Origin of the sequence: Atribacter laminatus, assembly GCF_015775515.1 — a bacterium.
Taxonomy (GTDB): domain Bacteria; phylum Atribacterota; class Atribacteria; order Atribacterales; family Atribacteraceae; genus Atribacter; species Atribacter laminatus.
In genome coordinates, this window is record NZ_CP065383.1 from 2,349,949 (window position 1) to 2,366,375 (window position 16,427).

Genomic DNA, 16,427 nt, shown 5'->3' on the forward strand with positions numbered 1-16,427 from the left:
CTGAATGATGAAAGGTATTCTATTTTCTATATCAATTATGATCATTATTCTGGTTTTTACTCCTTTTTCGTTTGCTGCAGATATTTATGGCGAAGTAAGTGCCTATGGAAACTACGCCTTTGATACCGAAGGCTTTGGATATGGGACAAAGTTGCAGCTCAAATATAATCCATCTTTATCTGATGATTATTATCTCATGGCTGATGTATCTTTAAAGTACCAATCAGAAAACAACTATTCTCCAATACGATTAAATGAATTGTATATTCAGGGTTTTTCTACGCCTTCTGAAGATATCGATTATAAAGTTGGATATATGCATCTTACCTGGGGTGCGAGTGATGCCTTTAGTCCGATTGATAATATTAATCCCCGACCTTTTTCTCAATCGATCAGCCAAGATGCCCTCGATGAAAAAATCCCTGTTCTTGCCCTTAATGTCGAGTGGTATATGAATCCAACCTGGTCATTGGAATTTGTTTATCAACCTGAATTTCAATCCAATTATCGACCGGATCAAATCGATAATTTGTTTTTAGGGTATCAATTGGCATCAATGCTGGATTTAAATCCTCAAGTTATGCAAATTGATACCATTCAACACCTTCCTGAGGTTGGTTTTCTCAATCCTGTTTGGGGTGTGCGCGCTCGAGGAAATGTGGGAAGCGTAGATACGGCTTTTAGCTTCCTCAAAGGATACTATCTCAATGCTTATCCTTATCGTACTGATATTACAGTCAACCCAGATGGATCGAGTTTGGTACAAACTGAGATGGGATATCCGGAAAGAAGTGTCTTAGGTGCCGAGTTTCAAGGGGAAATTCCTGGAATCGCCGGAGTCACTTTCCGTGCTGACTTTGCCCTTTTTATTCCTGAGAAATGGACCAATCAAATTACAACACATAACGCAGATGGAACCACCAACTTTACCACTGTTGATGTTTTCGATGAAATGTATTGGAAAGCCAGTGTTGGGGCTGATTATACAGCCAGTGACAATAGCTATTATAACCTTATCTACCTGTTGGGAAATCCCTACGAAGAAGGAAAGGATATCAACTCTTATCTCTTCTTTCGATTGGAAAAACCGAGTCCGGACAGCAAATGGAAACCATTTTTAAATTCCATCCTAAACCTCAACGATGGAAGCATGATTAATGTTATCGGAACTGATTATAATCCAAAAGAAAATTGGACCATTACCTTATCCTATTCGATTTCGAGCGGTGCTCCACCTTCATTGCTGGCCATGGCAGGTGATACATTGTCTTTGAGTGTTAAGCATGTGTTTTAGGAATTTTGTATAATCAAGGCTTTTCATTAATTGAATTAATATGAAGGGCCTTGATTTGTCATGACCGTGGGTTTTCTGGATAGACCTTCATGTTGCCTAACAGTACCAGATAACAATAAATATATATGCTGATCAATCTCCCTCTTTACAAAAGGGGGTAAAGGGGGGTTGGATTTTTTTAATGTTCCGTCATTGCGAGGAACGAAGTGACGTGGCAATCTCATTCCTAAAAGTCAAGGGGAGAAAAAATTTAAAAAGATGAGATCCTCATGCCCTCGAAAAGCGAGGGCTCAGGATGACAGATAAAAAACGCATCCCCCCACACCCCTCAATGGGGGAATTCATTTAATAGTATTTTGAGGATAGTACGATTTGTTCTATCCATTCGAATAATAACCAAAAAATAAAAAAGTTATATTTAAGGTGATATATTTGGTCGATAAAAAACAAAAAATTTTAGAAGCAGCAAAAAAAATTTTTGCTGAAAAGAGTTATTTTGAAGCAACTTTGGAAGAAATATCGAGTAGTTCAGGAGTTAAAAAATCTACCATCTATTACTATTTCAGCAGTAAATTGGATTTGATGGTAGGTCTTATCGAACAAGTAATTCTTCAAGCAATGGAAAAAGTGAAGGATATTAATCCCACAGAAAACCAAATAGAAAGAGTAGCTGCCATAATTGAAAATTTGTTTAATTTTATTATGGAAGAGCGCGAATTAATGACGGTATTTCAACGGGCAGGATATGATTTTCTCCATCATCACAATACTCTGGAAGGATTTAAAAAGGTTATGGATAAATTCCAAGTGTTTCGTGATAATTTTGGCGATACCATCGGCAATATCGTTACTATCAATGGTCTCATTATTACCGGAAAAGATTTCATGAGAGTTTTGACATCAAGCATTTGGGGATATTGTATGGATGAAAGTAAAGAAGGTAAAATTATTACTGAAGATAAAAAAGAAATGTTTAAAGAGATATTTACAGCTTTTCTTAGAGAATGATTGGAATCCATTTAAAAATCGCTTATATTTGCTGCATAGTTTATTATTCGGAAAAGCAAGTAACTTGTTCTATGCCATGGATCTTCCCCCACCAAAAGTAAAGAATTTTCCATTTTAAATCATGAAGAGGTTTTACTTAAAACCTAAACCCATTAAAAAGTTTTATTGAGGTGTAAAAAATGAATATTGTCGATTTAAGGCGAGACACTATTACTCTTCCAACGCCGGCTATGGTCGATGCAGCTTTTAAAGCCACCTTGGGTGATTCGGTTTATGGAGAAGATCCCAACCAAGTTCATTTAGAAAAAATTGCAGCTGAAATCCTTGGAAAAGAAGCTTCGATTTTTGTTCCAAGCGGAACTATGGGTAACTTAGTTGCTCTTCTCACTCATACCAACCAAGGTGATGAACTGATTTGCGAAGAAAATGCTCATATTCGACTATCAGAAACCGGTGGCGGAGCAATGGTAGGGGGATTGATGTTTCGGGGCATTGAAGATCATTCTGGTGTTCCCGATGTTTCAGCTGTCGAATCAGCAATTCGAGCCGATGATATCCATTATCCTCGTACCAGCCTTATTTGTACTGAAATTACCCATTACCGTTACGGAGGAATTATACCGCCTTTAGAAAAGATTGAAGCTCTTTATTCTTTTGCTCAAAAGAAGGGGATACCTGTTCATTGTGATGGAGCCCGGCTATTCAACGCAGCTGTTGCTTTAAACAAAGAAGTGGGCGACTTAACCTGTTATGCCGATTCGGTCATGGTTTCTTTGTCAAAAGGTCTTGGTGCTCCAATCGGATCGATTCTTGCAGGGAGTTGCGGTTTTATTGAGAGGGCCAAAAGATATCGAAAAATGCTGGGAGGTGGCATGCGTCAAACTGGATGGTTGGCAGTTTGCGGCATAATATCTCTACAAAAAGAGAACATTCAACTTTTAAGAGAAGACCATCAAAATGCGAATTATTTAGCTCAGGGAATATCCCATCTACCAGGAATTAAAATCGATTTTAATCAGATACAGACAAATTTTATTTTAGTAGATATTTCCGGAACGAAAATTTCAGGAAAACTATTTATTGAAAAACTGAAAGAGAAAGGAGTTTTGGTAACTTTAGCAAAACCAAAGTTAATACGGATGGTCACATCCCGTGTTGTTAACAAACAAAACATTGATTATGCTATTGAAACTATAGGTAAAGTTCTGTAATGCAGCATTTAGTTATGAGGTTAATTTAAAATTACTCACATCTAGACCTACAATTTTAAAGGAAATTGGCATTATCCCGTTCAAAAAATTTTCAAATAAGAGATAATCAATAATAAAAAAACAAAATTATTAAACTATTCTGGTTACTTTCCCAAATTGACTCTTTGTGTTATATTGCCAAAAAGAAATACAAATGTACTTTAAAAACCATTATTGTTGAGGTGGAGAATACAAATGCCTGAAATAATATCTATGGGAGAAGCATTAGTAGAGATTATGAGGGAAAAAATTGGAGCCGGTTTAGACAAACCCGAAGTATTCATTGGTCCCTATCCCAGTGGTGCTCCAGCAATATTCGCTGATTGCGCAGCTCGACTGGGTGGGAAAGTGGGTTTTGTTGGGACAATCGGCAATGATGATTTTGGCAAAGTCATTCAAGACCGCCTTCGTTTTGATGGTGTTGACCTAACCTATTTTCAAAGTAAGCCTGAGGCGACAACCGGAGTTGCATTTGTTGCTTATTTTTCTGATGGATCGAGAAAATTCTTATACCATATCCGAAATGCTGCAAGCGGTGTTATTGATAAAAGTCGGATCGTCAGTTCATATTTTAAAGGAGCCCGTTTTCTTCACATTAATGGCTCAGCGGTTTCAATTAACCAGGATTGGAAAGAAACCATTTACTTGGCTATTGAAACAGCCAAAAAAAATGGGGTAAAAATTAGTTTTGATCCCAATATCCGACCGGAAATATTAGGAGTTGATAAGGTGAGAGCCCTTTGCCAACCAATTATTGAAAATGCTTCAATTGTTTTCCCCTCAGGAGAAGAAGCAACTATGCTCACCGGTAAAAAGGATCCCGAAGAAGCTGTTTTTGCACTTTTAGAAAAAGGTACTGATGTTGTTGTTCTTAAAAAGGGATCATTAGGAAGTACGGTTTATTCACGAGGAACAAAATATGATGTTCCCGCCTTTGAAGTAGAAGAAATTGACCCGACAGGAGCAGGAGATTGTTTTGACGCCGGTTTCTTAGTCAGTCTTATCCAAAAACGTTCTTTAAAGGAAAGTGCACGTTATGCAAATGCGGTTGGTGCATTGGCAGTAACCAGAAAGGGTCCAATGGAAGGTGCTCCCTTCCCAGAAGAGGTAGATAAATTAATAACTCTGAGCAAGAAATAATAATTGAATATTGAGGTTATATAATTTGATTTAGACATGGTGGTGAGATTTTTAAGAATTAATGAAAGTTATTCTTTACAAAATACCTTAATAAAAGGAATATGATCTGAATGCAGGAATTTTATGAAACCATCAAAGATATTCTCAGTGATATAAAAGTATTTATCAAAAAAACCGAAGACCTTAAGGCAGAAATAATTGAGCAATTGATTATTGATTGCCCACAAAAAATATGCCTGACTGTTGAAGAGTATGCTGTTCAAGAAGAAATTAAACACTATTTATCTCAATTAAACGGGGTTTCGATTGAAGAAATAAATACTATCTATCGGAACAACTCGTTTTTGCAAACTATGGAAATCGCTTTAGGAGAAAAGTTAGGGATGCTCTCCGACGAAACGTTTGAATGGATTGTTGAGATTGATTCGGCGTTAGGAACTTTTACTTCACTCCCAACTGATAGCGCGTTGCAAAATAATTCGGCTGATGAAGAATACATATTTTCCGATGATAATGATATTACAAGTTAAAATAAAAAACCTTCTCTGTTTATAAGAGGGAAGCTGTGAACCAAACAAAAGAAAACTTTTTTTATTTTCCCCAATCTAATCTTCAACCTCTCGCTTTTCGGATGCGTCCACAAAAATTGGAAGACGTGGTAGGGCAACCACATCTTACCGAGAAAAATGGTGTTTTATGCCGAATCATTCAAACCGGCACACTTCCTTCTATGATTTTTTGGGGACCACCAGGGTCAGGAAAAACATCGACAGCGTTGCTTATTTCCGAGCAATGTGGTTATGAAATTCAATCGATTAGTGCGGTAGCTTCAGGTGTAAAAGATATTAAAGAATCAATTCGAATCGCGGAAAAAAACTTAGCAGATTCAAAAAAAACGGTTTTTTTTATTGATGAAATTCATCGGTTCCACAAAGGCCAACAAAGTGTTCTATTGCCTTATGTTGAGTCTGGAGTTGTTGTATTGATTGGTTCAACGACCGAAAATCCCTCATTCGAAGTTATTGGACCCTTATTGTCTCGAACCCAAGTTATTGTTTTTAAAAAAATCTCAAATCCTGATTTAGTTATATTATTGAAAAAAGCCATTAAAAGCGAGAGGGGCTTGAATGTTCCTGACTTGAAATTGGAAGATGGCGTGCTCGAAGGTATTGCAGAAATGGCTGATGGAGATGCTCGTCAAGCGCTTAATCTAATTGAGATTGTCGTTAATATTTCTCAAAAACAAAACTTACCTATTACCGTTTCAATAGTAGCTGATATTTTACAAAGACAATCATTTCTTTATGATAAAAGCGGCGAAGAACATTACAATATGCTATCTGCTTTTCACAAAAGTCTTCGAGGAAGTGATCCTGATGGAGCAGTTTATTGGATGTGTCGGATGTTGGAAGCTGGAGAGCACCCTCATTCAATTTTTAGGCGATTGATTGCCTGTGCATCAGAAGATATAGGAAATGCTGATCCTCGAGCTTTACAAATCACTGTAGCCGCTCAGCAAGCTTATGATTTTCTTGGAGAACCGGAAGGAAGGTTATCGATAGCGCAAGCGACTCTCTATGTAGCCAGTGCCCCTAAAAGTAACGCATCTTATAAAGCTTTGCACCGAGCAACAGCTGACGTGCGTGATTACGGATCGTTACCAGTGCCGTTCCACTTAAGGAATGCGCCCACTAAGCTTATGAAAAGTTCTGGCTATGGAAAAGAATATAAATATGCTCATGATTTTCCAGGAGCTTTCGTTGAGCAAGAATTTTTGCCTCGCGAGCTTACGGGAAAAATTTATTATCAACCGTCAACACGAGGATATGAAAAAATGATCCGCAGTTGGCTTCATCAACTTTGGAAATCAAAAAAATATAGTGATCAGGATTAATCTAAGCTTCTAATAACAATTGACCTTCATACTGCTTAGTAGAGCCGGATAGAGATGAAAATATGTATACGCTGATCAATTTCCCCTTTAGCAAAGGGGGTTAGGGGGATTTGTGTTTTTTACTGTTCCGTCAATCAGACTGTGTCACAATCCCTTTCATACACCAAGAAGAGCTTGAAAGTGGAGGATACATTCTATTTATCTTCAGTTTTTTGGTTATCTATTCCCAATATAACTGTAAAATATTAACCTAAGTGGTGGTAAATATTTACAGAATAATTGTGACACAGCCTGAATGCGAGGAGCTCAACCGTTCTTTGGTTGGGCGACGTGTCAATCTCTGCCACCTAATTTGTCATTCTGAGGAGTCCGGTGTTTTTACCGGACGACGTGAGGATCTCATCTTTTTCAATACCACAATTCAACACATAATAAAAGATGAATCATGAGATTGCCACGACCTCAAAAAACCAGGTCTCGCAATGACGACTCAAAGTTCCTTCTCCCTTGATGGGAGAAGGTGAGGATGAGGATGAAAGTCCTGGATGAGATCCTGGTTAGTTGTTCTAAAAGAATTACCTTAAAAAACGGATTAGTATTTTTAGGAAAAAAAGAAGGTAGAAAACAAGAATGGGGATGTAATATTTACTATTTATTACCCACAACTCACTCTTCATTGTATTTACAGGATATAAAAAATAAACTAAAATAGCTTGTTATTAAGCCTTGTGATAAAAAAATAACTAATATTATGATTATTCAGTTTGGAGGGTTATCAATGATAAAAAAAGCCTATATCGGTGTTGACCTCGGAGGAACCAATACCAAAATTGCCATTGTTGACGACCGAGGATCAATCATTGCTCGTTCAATGATACCGACTCAGGCGATGCGACCAGCAGAAAATGTGGTCGAAGATATTGCCAATGAAGCAAAACGTTTAAAAAAGGAAGCAGAACAAAAAGAATACAAGATCTATTCTCTTGGTATAGGCATCCCTGGATTAATTGATTGGAATCGCGGAATATGTTTACTTTTACCCAACTTTCCGAATAAATGGAAGCATATTCCAATAAAAGAATGGTTAGAAGAAAAACTTTCCCTTCCTGTTGCGGTAATTAATGATGTCCGAGCTATTACGCTGGCTGAAAAACGTTTTGGTTCAGGAAAGGATGTCAAAAGCTTAATTCTTATGGCAATTGGAACTGGTATTGGTGGTGGAGTGGTTATTGATGGAAATTTATATATTGGAAAAGATGGGAGTGCCGGCGAACTCGGTCATATTATTGTAGAACCGGGTGGAATAAAATGTGGATGTGGAAACCGGGGATGCCTTGAGTCTTACGCCTCAGGACCTTCCATTGTTGCCCAAGCTCTTCGATCTTTAGTTCAACAGAATGATACTATGATTCGGGATATGATTAAGGGAGATCTCAACCTGGTTACTCCTAAGATTATTGCCGATGCAGCAGTAGCTGGCGACGAAATAGCCAAGGATATTATCAAACAATCAGGTTTTTATATTGGTGTTGCCCTGTCTTCAGCTTGTGTTGTTGTGAATCCAGAAATGATAATAATTGGTGGAGGAGTTGCTCAAGCTGGTCGTCTGCTATTTGAGAGTATTGCCAATAGCCTTAAAGAAAACCTTCATATGGTTCCTGTGAGTACTATTCAATTCACCGAAACTGAATTAGGAATGGATGCTGGGGTTATTGGAACAGCAACCTGGTCTAAGGAGAAACTCATAAAAGGTGAAATAATACTTGACTCAGAATAGCTTCTAAATTTTAATTAAAATCGTTTTAGAAAATTTATAAAGTATAATGAGGTGAGCTGTGGACGATACTTTGGGGTTGGTTACTATTTTCGGAAGTGCTTTTTTGATTGGCTTTTCTGGCGCCCTTATGCCCGGACCCATGTTTGCGCTGGTATTGTCGGGAAGCTCAAGATCCGGTTTTAAGGCTGGTCCGCTAACCGTTTTGGGGCACGGTATATTAGAATTAGCTTTGGTAATTGCATTGGTTCTTGGTCTCAGCTCATTACTTCAAAATGAAACAGTTTTTAAGGTAATTGGAATTGTCGGTGGCGCGGTCTTAGTTTACCTTGGGATAGATATGATTCGGAGCCTGCGACAAGCAAAAATTGATTTAAAGAAAGATGGAAAAGACCCGGGTAAAAACCTTATATTACATGGAATGATTGCGAGTCTTTCTAATCCTTACTGGATTATGTGGTGGGCAACCATAGGAATGGCACTCATAATTTCTGCTTCCAAATATCGTCTGTGGGGAGTGGTAGTGTTTTTTATTGGCCATATTCTATCTGATTTGATATGGTACAGTTCGGTTTCATTTGCTGTTGACCGTGGACGAAAATTCCTTTCCCAAAAAGTGTATCAAAGCATTATTGCAGTCTGTGGAGTCCTATTAATCGGGTTCGGAATATATTTTGTTTATGGAGCGGTATAATGATCAAATTAAAACTCGAACCGGTTCCCTATCGATATCGTGAGACGGTGTTTATTTATTGGGAGTATGAATTAGAAGACTTATTTTCTCTTTGTTTCTTTCCATTTCCATCCTTAAGCACTTATCTTACCGAATCGGTAGGAAAGGAAACCGGTTCTTTAACAGAAATTAATTTGGTCTGCGAAGATAGAAGAATAAAGATTTGGCTTCCAGTAAATCGCTTTTCTGATGATCTTTTTAAAAGAATTGATGAAATACTAAAAGAAAATATTCGAATCCTTATAGAAGAAGTCATGTTTTAGTTTAAGTTAAAAAATAAGCAAGGCATAATGCTCCAAATATTATTCGATAAAAACCAAAAGGTTTCAGCTCCTTATTTTGAACAATTCTCAACAACAAGAAGCAAGCAATCAAACCAGAGATAAATGAAACCATAAAGCCGGGTAAAATTGTTACCCAAGGAATTCGACCACTGGAATTAACTTCCATTAATCCTTTGGCAAAAGCTCCTCCAATAGTGGTTATTGAAAGAAGAAAAGAAAAAAACACTGCATCTTCTCGACGGAAACCAAGCAGGAGGGCGGTAATTAAAGTTATTCCTGAGCGAGATACTCCAGGAATAAGAGCCAGTGCTTGGGATAATCCAATTAAGAGAGCTGAATTCCAATTCATTTCTTCTAAATACCGATTTCCTCTTTCTTTAATGAAAAAGAAAATCAATCCAACTACAATCAAAATTACCGCAATCAATCCATAGTTATTTCTAACTTGACTTTCCACGCTGGACTCAAAAAGCGTTCCAAAAATACCGGCAGGTATCGTTGCCAAAATTACATACCAAATTATTGATGGTTTTTTCCATAAACGATGATATTGAGGAATCATAAATAATAGAACCGCAAATAATGTTCCTCCGTGGAGAAGGACGTCAAACCATAAATCCGGATCTCCAAAACCGAGAATAGGGCGGAGAAGAATCAGATGGGCTGAGGAAGATACCGGGAGAAATTCGGTTAAACCTTGAATAAGACCGAGTAACATTGATTGAACTGGATTCATGTTTCCTCCTGTAAACGCTAAGGCTATTATCGTCAATTATATTCATTTTATTTAAAGATATGTAGATTTTAGCCGATATAATAAATTATAAAGCATAATTTTCACAAATATTTTGTAATATTCGTCAAAAAGGTTGACCAGTACTGAAAAATAAAATACTATAAATTTATCATAAACCAAGGAGGTGTAATATGAAAAGAAATTTAAGTGTAATATTTTTTGTTCTTGCTATAATTTCTTTACTTATTGTCGCTGGTTGCGCCCCATCTCAACCACCAGTACCAACTAATATTCCCCCGCAAACATGTAGCCTCACTATTTATTCCCAGTGTTGGGATTGTTACGGGTATGTTTGGGTAAATGGAATCTCTACAGGGAAGTACTTGGATTTTAATGGGATGGTTCAAGTAACTGTTCCTTGTGGAGTTGTATCGGTTGAACTTAGGGATGAGTATGGTTGGATTAGCCATCCAGAAATAGTTCAAACTCCTCAAACAAGTATATTGATATTTAATGACTTCTAAGGTAAATATTTCAAAGCTTAAAAAGGCTAAACGCTAATTTTTATTAAGTGTTTAGCCTTTTTGCTAAATTATTACTCTATAGAAAGGTTAACATACCAATGAAGCAACGGTTATTTGTTAAACTTGTTCTTGTTTTTATTATCAATATTTTTCTAACTTCTTGTGTACCTAACTCTCCAAATGATAACCCTGGTCTAAATCCAACACCACGACCAACTCCAGGAGCTTATTCAACCGCTTGGACCATCATGGTTTATGTCGATGGCGATAATGACCTCGATCCATACGCCATACAAAATATCAATTCCATGGAATTGGTCGGTTCGACTGACAAAGTAAAAATTGTTGTTCAATACGATTCCTATGGGTATGCTGGTGCTCGAAGATACTTCATTACCAAAGATTATGATCAAGGAAATATTACTTCGCCAATTATTGAAGATATTGGCGAAGTCAATATGGGGACCGGTGAAACCTTGGTTGATTTTATCCAATTTTGTGTCAAGAATTACCCCGCTCAGAAATACTCTTTAATTCTATGGAATCATGGAGGCGGATTTAAAAAACCAGGATACTTGCCAAAGGATATTTGTTGGGATGAAACATCTGGCGACGATGCTTTAACCATTCCCGAAGTTGAGCAAGCGTTAAACCGATCGGGTGTCTATTTTGATCTTTTAGCTATGGATGCCTGTTTAATGGGAATGTTGGAAGTGGCATACGAAGTTAGAAATCATACGGAAATATTTGTTGCATCGGAAGATAACGTTCCTGGAGAGGGATTTAACTATCACCATTTTCTGGAAAATTTAGTCACTTCTCCCAACATGGGTCCAGATAGCTTAGCTCGGGCGATGATCGATTCTTATATTTCTCATTATCCTTTTGGAACAACACTTACTTTAGCTTCAGTAAATTCCATGCAACTTTCAGCACTTGCCAATGAAGTCAATAACTTGGCAATGACAATAATGCAAGACAATAGAACTTCAAAAGAAGTCTATCGGAATATTATTACTCGTGAAACTATCTGTTTTAGTGATGTTGATTTTATTGACCTGGGTGATTTTGCTTTAAAATTAATTGGACATCCTCAAATATTGAGCTCTCAAGTAAAATATTCAGCCCAGCAGGTGTTAAACCAGGTTTCAAATTCGGTTCTCTATAGTAAAAACCAGGGAAATAATAGTTATTGGACGCTGAACAATGCCCAAGGAATAAGTATCTATCTACCTATCTACACTAAATATGTAGAGAAGTACCAAAACCTTCAATTTGCTAAAAATACCAATTGGGATGACCTAATCCGGCATCTTACGATAGGCGGATATCGGTAATTTTAAGATAAAAACTCATGCCAGTTTTTTGGTACCAGATGAGGGTGAAAACTCAAGATACGACATGCCATGGCATGTCGCTACATTAATTAAAGAATGGGCGCAATACATTGTGCCCTATATTTTATAATCTTTTGTAGAGGCTTGGTTTATCATGCCCATTCCAAATCCGTCATTGCGAGGAGTTCAACCGTTCTTGGGTTGTACAACGTGAGAATCTCATCCTTTATCCTTTTCTTTAAAATTTTTCTCAGAATAATCAGGAAAAACTGAAAGGCACCCTCCCCGCTGCGAAGCGGCACCCCTTTAAGGAGGGGAGTTGTTAAATATATTCCCCCATTGAGGGGGGATTTAAGGGGGGTGTGCCTTTCTTTTTTTAATCATTTATTATCCGTTTCGGTATTTTCAGAATAGGAATTGTGAAAAGTCATTTATCTCTCTTTAGTTTTTTTCCTTCTTTCTCACTCCTCACTCTTTCCTTGTTCTTCTAATTAATTCATTCTATAATGAAGTTGAACGTCTCCTTGGAGGTTTTATTTTGACTGAAATTCTTGAACCAACCGAAAAAAACTTACTCAAAGCTGCTAAAGCTATACGTCAAAACGGTTTAGTCGCTTTTCCAACTGAAACGGTTTATGGCCTTGGAGGATGTGCTTTTTCTGAAAAAGCAATCGTAAAAATTTTTGAAGCCAAGAAAAGACCGCGTTTTGATCCACTCATCGTACATATCGCCGAAAAGGATGATTATAGTTTATTGTGTAGCATTATTCCATCAAAAGCTGAAAAGTTAATCGAGGTTTTTTGTCCTGGTCCCTTAACTCTCGTTCTTCCTAAAAAAGTAAGTGTTCCCGATATTGTCACCTCTGGTTTAGATACTGTTGCGGTAAGGATGCCTTCTCATCCAATTGCCTTGCAACTCATCAAATATTCAAAGTGCCCAATTGCCGCTCCCAGTGCTAATCGCTTTGGACACGTAAGTCCTACCCAAGCAGAAGACGTTCTTTCTGACCTTGGAGATTCAATCGATTTTATTTTAGATGGAGGACCAACCACGGTTGGGGTAGAGTCGACAGTGATTTTTGTAACCGAAGAAGAGACTATACTCCTTCGACCAGGAGGAATACCTATTGAGGATATCGAAAAAGTAGTAGGCAGGGTTAATGTCAAAATGAAAATATCAAAGTTGTTATCACCTGGCCTTACCAAAAAACACTATTCACCAAAAACACCTCTATACATTTACGAAGGAAACTTTGATAAACTAATAGAAATTGACGTGAATGGTTATGCTCTGTTAACTCCTGATTCTAATTTTGCGATTGAAAGTACTATCTTTTCTCTAAGTCAAGATGGTGATGTGAAAGAGATTGCCGCCAATTTATTTCATCAACTCCGAACGTTAGAAAGAATGGATTATCGAGCCATTATTGCACTTCCGGTGAAGCAAAATGGTTTGGGTCATGCAGTTATGGATCGGTTAATTCGTGCTTCAACCGGAATAGTAAAAGTCGAAAATCATAAGCTTATTTTCATTGACAGATAAGCATTTTAAAAGTAAGATACCAATGAAATAAATCAAGGGGGTAAAACTATGAAAAAGGTAAAAGTATTGTTTTTAATAACCGCGGTTATGGTTACATTGGTAATCGCTGGGTGTGGTGTGGTTGTCGATGTTCCGATTACGCCAGCAACTGGGTCTATCAGAATTTGTACCAACAGTCCCTCAATATATGGAACTCTCTATGTAGATAATAGTAATTGGGGTGTAATTGATGGGGCTAATGTTGTAGGTACATCTTGTCTTGGTGGAACTTTAACCTTTGGAAGAACATATTTAGTTGAAGTTGTAGATTATAGTTTTGGAACTGGGAGTTACTGCTGCCGTTATATTACACCACAATATAGTGGACAAGTATTTTGGCTCCCTTAAACCAGTATTTTTGTTTGCAGATTAATAAATTAAAACATAACAAAGGACACTAATAGAATGTCCAAAAAAAGTATATTCATTGTAATACTAATTGCCCTTCTTCTGGTTTTTTTAATAACTGTCTCTGGTTGTGAGTTTTTAGGTTTTGGAGTTAAGGTAACCACTGGAATCGGAAAAATATTCTTTGATTCAGCTGATCCGCTGGTCTATGGTGAAGTGTATGTTGACAGTATTCATATTGGATACTTAAAACCATTTGATAGGATTAGCACTTTTGTTGCCCTTGATTTTGATCATGAAGTCTGGATTCGAAGTAGTTATGGAGCCGAATACCGGTGGAAATTTAGAGCACCTTTTACAGCTTCACAAATTATTCCTTTAACTCTCGATACTATAGTAAGACCTTAGTTTTTCCAAGGAGGCGCGAATAAATTAAGAAATCACGCCTCCTTATTCTATTCACCCGGTTACTTCATTTCATCTTTTAGAATTAAGTCATATCCTCGGTTGGGAGCTTTCATTGTTAAAAGTCGGTAAGGGACGGCTTTTTCGTATTGTAAATAGAGTATTTCTCCAGCTAAAGTGTATTTTAAAAGGACCGAATTTTCATCCTCATCTACTTTCAAGATTTTACCTGACCAAATCATACCTGATGCTGGGACGAGAACCGGAAATTGTCGATCGATAAATTTGCCAGAATTTTCTAAACTGGGCAGAAAAAATATCTGTTCCATATCAAAAGTTGACTCGGTTATTTTTAGTGACGTCTCTTTTTTACCATAGGGAGATTCTAATATTACATCCACTTTTTCCTGGCTGTATTGAGCTTCAATAGTTATTTCACCTTCAGAAATTTTCAACCATTTCTTGGATAGTTTTGGAGCTAAATCCTCACGATTAATAATCAATTCAATGTCTTTTTGAGGTTCTTCACTTTGATTGGTGACAAAAAAAGAACGAATAATTATTTTCTGATCGATGGTTTCAATTTCATAAAACATCTCACCCAAAACCAAATCTCTAGAAATAATTGAATATTTTAAGGTTTCAGTTGCCAAGGCAATTGGTTTGAATGAAAAAAGGATGATAATTATGAAACAGATGAGTCCGAAACAACGTCGGTACTTGCTTTTTTGGTTTCTAATTCTTTTTTCTCTTGACGACGATAAGAAATCCATAAAAATACGCCTCCTAAAATGAAGAGAAGGGGTAATATACTAATGACATAAACAGCCGAGAAGAAGGCAAAGGACGGTACATATTGGAAAAGAACTTGAACTAAAGCGTCAATTTCTAAAATGCAAAAGGCAAAAATAATCGACATAATACCAGCTGAGTGTTGTTTTTTTGTCAACCTCATTAAGCCAATTCCTAAAAAGCCACTGCTCACAATAACGATGAGAATTTGAAGGATTTCCTGTGCTATGAAAAAACCGGTTATAAAATTTGAAAACTGGCCATATCCAAAAAAGGAACTGAGTGGATGATACCATACTAAAATCACATTCCTAAAAAAACGCCCGCAACCTAAACCGACTCCAATCAATAAAAAATATCTGAAAAGTTCAATCCCGCTTTTTTTGGTTACTTTTACTAAAAAAAGCAAACTTACAGATAATAGAATGAGTTCAACAATAACAAGAATCGAATTAATTGAAAAAACTGGTAGGAATCCTGCTAATCTATTGAGGAAGAATCGTTCGACCTGATGATAGGGTATGATCATCACCAAAATAAAAGGAAAGAAGAAAATTGTAATCCAATTTTGAAGCGATAACGGCTTTTTTCGAAAAAAGATCAGGTAGAACAAGATATTAATAATAAATATGGTTATAAGAGGAACAATGAAAATGTTCATTTAGTTTGAGTCTCCCTTTTTTCAATACCAACTTGATCACAGAAATTTTCAATAGAACAATTCCCACAGCGAGGTCGTCGAGGAAGGCAAATATTTTGACCGAATAATACCAGCAAGGAATTGATGGGAATCCAGAATTCTTGAGGAAGTTTGTCACGAAGGGCCATTTCAGTCTGTTCGGGTGTTTTGGTCTTTACATATCCCCATCGATTCACGATCCGATGAACATGGGTGTCAACACAAATACCAGGTTTACCAAACCCGACAGTTAGAACTAAATTGGCAGTTTTACGTCCAACCCCGGGGAGTTCCAATAGTTCCTCCAATGTGGAAGGAACTTGGCTTTGATATTTAATGATGAGAATCTTTGAAATATCAATTAAGTTTTTCGCCTTCCTTCGGTAGAAGCCAACAGGATAGATTAATTGAGCAATATCATCTTCAGAATAGCTGAGAAGTTGTTGCGGGCTCCGAATTATCTTAAATAACCGTTCAGCAACTTGACGGGTCATTTGATCCTTGGTTCGTAAACTTAAAATACATCCTACTAAAATGAAAAAGGGATTTTTTTCCAAACTTTCCAGAGTTGAATCTTGCCATTGTTTTTTATTTTCCTGTAAAATAGCAAAAGTTTGAGCAATGTTTTGGTTATTCATATGAGATAA

Annotated in this window: 19 protein-coding genes; 15 read left to right on the top strand and 4 right to left on the bottom strand. The window is 37.0% G+C overall.

Annotated elements, in window-relative coordinates:
- Positions 1 to 4: 4 nt before the first annotated feature.
- From RT761_RS10585 to RT761_RS10630, 10 genes are all read left to right on the top strand, one after another.
- Positions 5 to 1,294 carry a DUF1302 family protein gene (locus RT761_RS10585; RefSeq protein WP_218111390.1) on the top strand — a complete coding sequence of 430 codons (1,290 nt, stop codon included), beginning with the start codon at positions 5 to 7 and terminating at the stop codon, positions 1,292 to 1,294.
- A 432-nt stretch (positions 1,295 to 1,726) separates the two neighbouring features.
- Complete coding sequence (locus RT761_RS10590; protein ID WP_218111391.1) at positions 1,727 to 2,302, top strand: TetR/AcrR family transcriptional regulator; 576 nt, start codon at positions 1,727 to 1,729, stop codon at positions 2,300 to 2,302.
- A gap of 179 nt (positions 2,303 to 2,481) precedes the next feature.
- A complete protein-coding gene (locus RT761_RS10595; protein WP_218111392.1) occupies positions 2,482 to 3,513 on the top strand; it encodes a threonine aldolase family protein in 1,032 nt (343 codons plus the stop codon).
- A gap of 234 nt (positions 3,514 to 3,747) precedes the next feature.
- On the top strand, positions 3,748 to 4,692 hold the full coding sequence (locus tag RT761_RS10600) for a sugar kinase (RefSeq protein ID WP_218111393.1): 945 nt from the start codon (positions 3,748 to 3,750) through the stop codon (positions 4,690 to 4,692).
- Between the two features lie 110 nt (positions 4,693 to 4,802).
- On the top strand, positions 4,803 to 5,222 hold the full coding sequence (locus tag RT761_RS10605; RefSeq protein ID WP_218111394.1) for a hypothetical protein: 420 nt from the start codon (positions 4,803 to 4,805) through the stop codon (positions 5,220 to 5,222).
- Between the two features lie 101 nt (positions 5,223 to 5,323).
- Complete coding sequence (locus RT761_RS10610) at positions 5,324 to 6,586, top strand: replication-associated recombination protein A (RefSeq protein WP_484463097.1); 1,263 nt, start codon at positions 5,324 to 5,326, stop codon at positions 6,584 to 6,586.
- 526 nt (positions 6,587 to 7,112) lie between these two features.
- The gene (locus RT761_RS10615) at positions 7,113 to 7,298 is read left to right on the top strand and encodes a hypothetical protein (protein WP_218111396.1); all 186 of its coding nucleotides are present in this window, start codon (positions 7,113 to 7,115) and stop codon (positions 7,296 to 7,298) included.
- A gap of 66 nt (positions 7,299 to 7,364) precedes the next feature.
- Positions 7,365 to 8,363: an ROK family protein gene (locus tag RT761_RS10620; protein WP_218111397.1), complete on the top strand. Its 999-nt coding sequence runs from the start codon at positions 7,365 to 7,367 to the stop codon at positions 8,361 to 8,363.
- A gap of 58 nt (positions 8,364 to 8,421) precedes the next feature.
- Positions 8,422 to 9,054 carry a LysE family translocator gene (locus tag RT761_RS10625; RefSeq protein ID WP_218111398.1) on the top strand — a complete coding sequence of 211 codons (633 nt, stop codon included), beginning with the start codon at positions 8,422 to 8,424 and terminating at the stop codon, positions 9,052 to 9,054.
- Positions 9,054 to 9,356: a hypothetical protein gene (locus tag RT761_RS10630; protein WP_218111399.1), complete on the top strand. Its 303-nt coding sequence runs from the start codon at positions 9,054 to 9,056 to the stop codon at positions 9,354 to 9,356. The genes RT761_RS10625 and RT761_RS10630 overlap by 1 nt, the downstream gene beginning before the upstream one ends.
- A 1-nt stretch (position 9,357) precedes the next feature.
- Here the strand turns inward: RT761_RS10630 and RT761_RS10635 are convergent, their stop codons facing one another.
- Positions 9,358 to 10,113: an undecaprenyl-diphosphate phosphatase gene (locus tag RT761_RS10635; protein WP_218111400.1), complete on the bottom strand. Its 756-nt coding sequence runs from the start codon at positions 10,111 to 10,113 to the stop codon at positions 9,358 to 9,360.
- Between the two features lie 191 nt (positions 10,114 to 10,304).
- On the opposite strand from RT761_RS10635, the gene RT761_RS10640 reads away from it, so the two are divergent.
- The 5 genes from RT761_RS10640 to RT761_RS10660 all read left to right on the top strand — a co-directional run bounded on the left by RT761_RS10640 (position 10,305) and on the right by RT761_RS10660 (position 14,312).
- Positions 10,305 to 10,637 carry a hypothetical protein gene (locus RT761_RS10640; protein WP_218111401.1) on the top strand — a complete coding sequence of 111 codons (333 nt, stop codon included), beginning with the start codon at positions 10,305 to 10,307 and terminating at the stop codon, positions 10,635 to 10,637.
- A 98-nt stretch (positions 10,638 to 10,735) separates the two neighbouring features.
- Positions 10,736 to 11,974, top strand: coding sequence for a clostripain-related cysteine peptidase (locus RT761_RS10645; RefSeq protein ID WP_218111402.1), 1,239 nt, complete (start codon positions 10,736 to 10,738; stop codon positions 11,972 to 11,974).
- 538 nt (positions 11,975 to 12,512) lie between these two features.
- The gene (locus RT761_RS10650; protein ID WP_218111403.1) at positions 12,513 to 13,517 is read left to right on the top strand and encodes an L-threonylcarbamoyladenylate synthase; all 1,005 of its coding nucleotides are present in this window, start codon (positions 12,513 to 12,515) and stop codon (positions 13,515 to 13,517) included.
- A gap of 48 nt (positions 13,518 to 13,565) precedes the next feature.
- Positions 13,566 to 13,904, top strand: a complete 339-nt coding sequence (locus RT761_RS10655) for a hypothetical protein (protein WP_218111404.1) — start codon at positions 13,566 to 13,568, stop codon at positions 13,902 to 13,904.
- A gap of 57 nt (positions 13,905 to 13,961) precedes the next feature.
- A complete protein-coding gene (locus RT761_RS10660) occupies positions 13,962 to 14,312 on the top strand; it encodes a hypothetical protein (RefSeq protein ID WP_218111405.1) in 351 nt (116 codons plus the stop codon).
- A gap of 59 nt (positions 14,313 to 14,371) precedes the next feature.
- Here the strand turns inward: RT761_RS10660 and RT761_RS10665 are convergent, their stop codons facing one another.
- The 3 genes from RT761_RS10665 to RT761_RS10675 are packed head-to-tail and all read right to left on the bottom strand — an operon-like array spanning position 14,372 to position 16,418.
- Positions 14,372 to 15,082 (bottom strand): hypothetical protein, encoded by a 711-nt coding sequence (locus tag RT761_RS10665; protein WP_218111406.1) that lies wholly within the window; start codon positions 15,080 to 15,082, stop codon positions 14,372 to 14,374.
- Positions 14,995 to 15,762 carry a hypothetical protein gene (locus tag RT761_RS10670; RefSeq protein ID WP_218111407.1) on the bottom strand — a complete coding sequence of 256 codons (768 nt, stop codon included), beginning with the start codon at positions 15,760 to 15,762 and terminating at the stop codon, positions 14,995 to 14,997. The genes RT761_RS10665 and RT761_RS10670 overlap by 88 nt, the downstream gene beginning before the upstream one ends.
- The gene (locus RT761_RS10675) at positions 15,759 to 16,418 is read right to left on the bottom strand and encodes an endonuclease III domain-containing protein (protein ID WP_218111408.1); all 660 of its coding nucleotides are present in this window, start codon (positions 16,416 to 16,418) and stop codon (positions 15,759 to 15,761) included. The genes RT761_RS10670 and RT761_RS10675 overlap by 4 nt, the downstream gene beginning before the upstream one ends.
- Positions 16,419 to 16,427 lie beyond the last annotated feature (9 nt).

Coding starts and splice junctions, on each gene's coding strand:
- RT761_RS10585 (WP_218111390.1), top strand. CDS start 5: ATGATGAAAGGTATTCTATTTTCTATATCAATTATGATCATTATTCTG.
- RT761_RS10595 (WP_218111392.1), top strand. CDS start 2,482: ATGAATATTGTCGATTTAAGGCGAGACACTATTACTCTTCCAACGCCG.
- RT761_RS10600 (WP_218111393.1), top strand. CDS start 3,748: ATGCCTGAAATAATATCTATGGGAGAAGCATTAGTAGAGATTATGAGG.
- RT761_RS10605 (WP_218111394.1), top strand. CDS start 4,803: ATGCAGGAATTTTATGAAACCATCAAAGATATTCTCAGTGATATAAAA.
- RT761_RS10610 (WP_484463097.1), top strand. CDS start 5,324: ATGCGTCCACAAAAATTGGAAGACGTGGTAGGGCAACCACATCTTACC.
- RT761_RS10615 (WP_218111396.1), top strand. CDS start 7,113: ATGAGGATGAAAGTCCTGGATGAGATCCTGGTTAGTTGTTCTAAAAGA.
- RT761_RS10620 (WP_218111397.1), top strand. CDS start 7,365: ATGATAAAAAAAGCCTATATCGGTGTTGACCTCGGAGGAACCAATACC.
- RT761_RS10630 (WP_218111399.1), top strand. CDS start 9,054: ATGATCAAATTAAAACTCGAACCGGTTCCCTATCGATATCGTGAGACG.
- RT761_RS10635 (WP_218111400.1), bottom strand. CDS start 10,113: ATGAATCCAGTTCAATCAATGTTACTCGGTCTTATTCAAGGTTTAACC.
- RT761_RS10640 (WP_218111401.1), top strand. CDS start 10,305: ATGAAAAGAAATTTAAGTGTAATATTTTTTGTTCTTGCTATAATTTCT.
- RT761_RS10645 (WP_218111402.1), top strand. CDS start 10,736: ATGAAGCAACGGTTATTTGTTAAACTTGTTCTTGTTTTTATTATCAAT.
- RT761_RS10655 (WP_218111404.1), top strand. CDS start 13,566: ATGAAAAAGGTAAAAGTATTGTTTTTAATAACCGCGGTTATGGTTACA.
- RT761_RS10660 (WP_218111405.1), top strand. CDS start 13,962: ATGTCCAAAAAAAGTATATTCATTGTAATACTAATTGCCCTTCTTCTG.
- RT761_RS10665 (WP_218111406.1), bottom strand. CDS start 15,082: ATGGATTTCTTATCGTCGTCAAGAGAAAAAAGAATTAGAAACCAAAAA.
- RT761_RS10670 (WP_218111407.1), bottom strand. CDS start 15,762: ATGAACATTTTCATTGTTCCTCTTATAACCATATTTATTATTAATATC.
- RT761_RS10675 (WP_218111408.1), bottom strand. CDS start 16,418: ATGAATAACCAAAACATTGCTCAAACTTTTGCTATTTTACAGGAAAAT.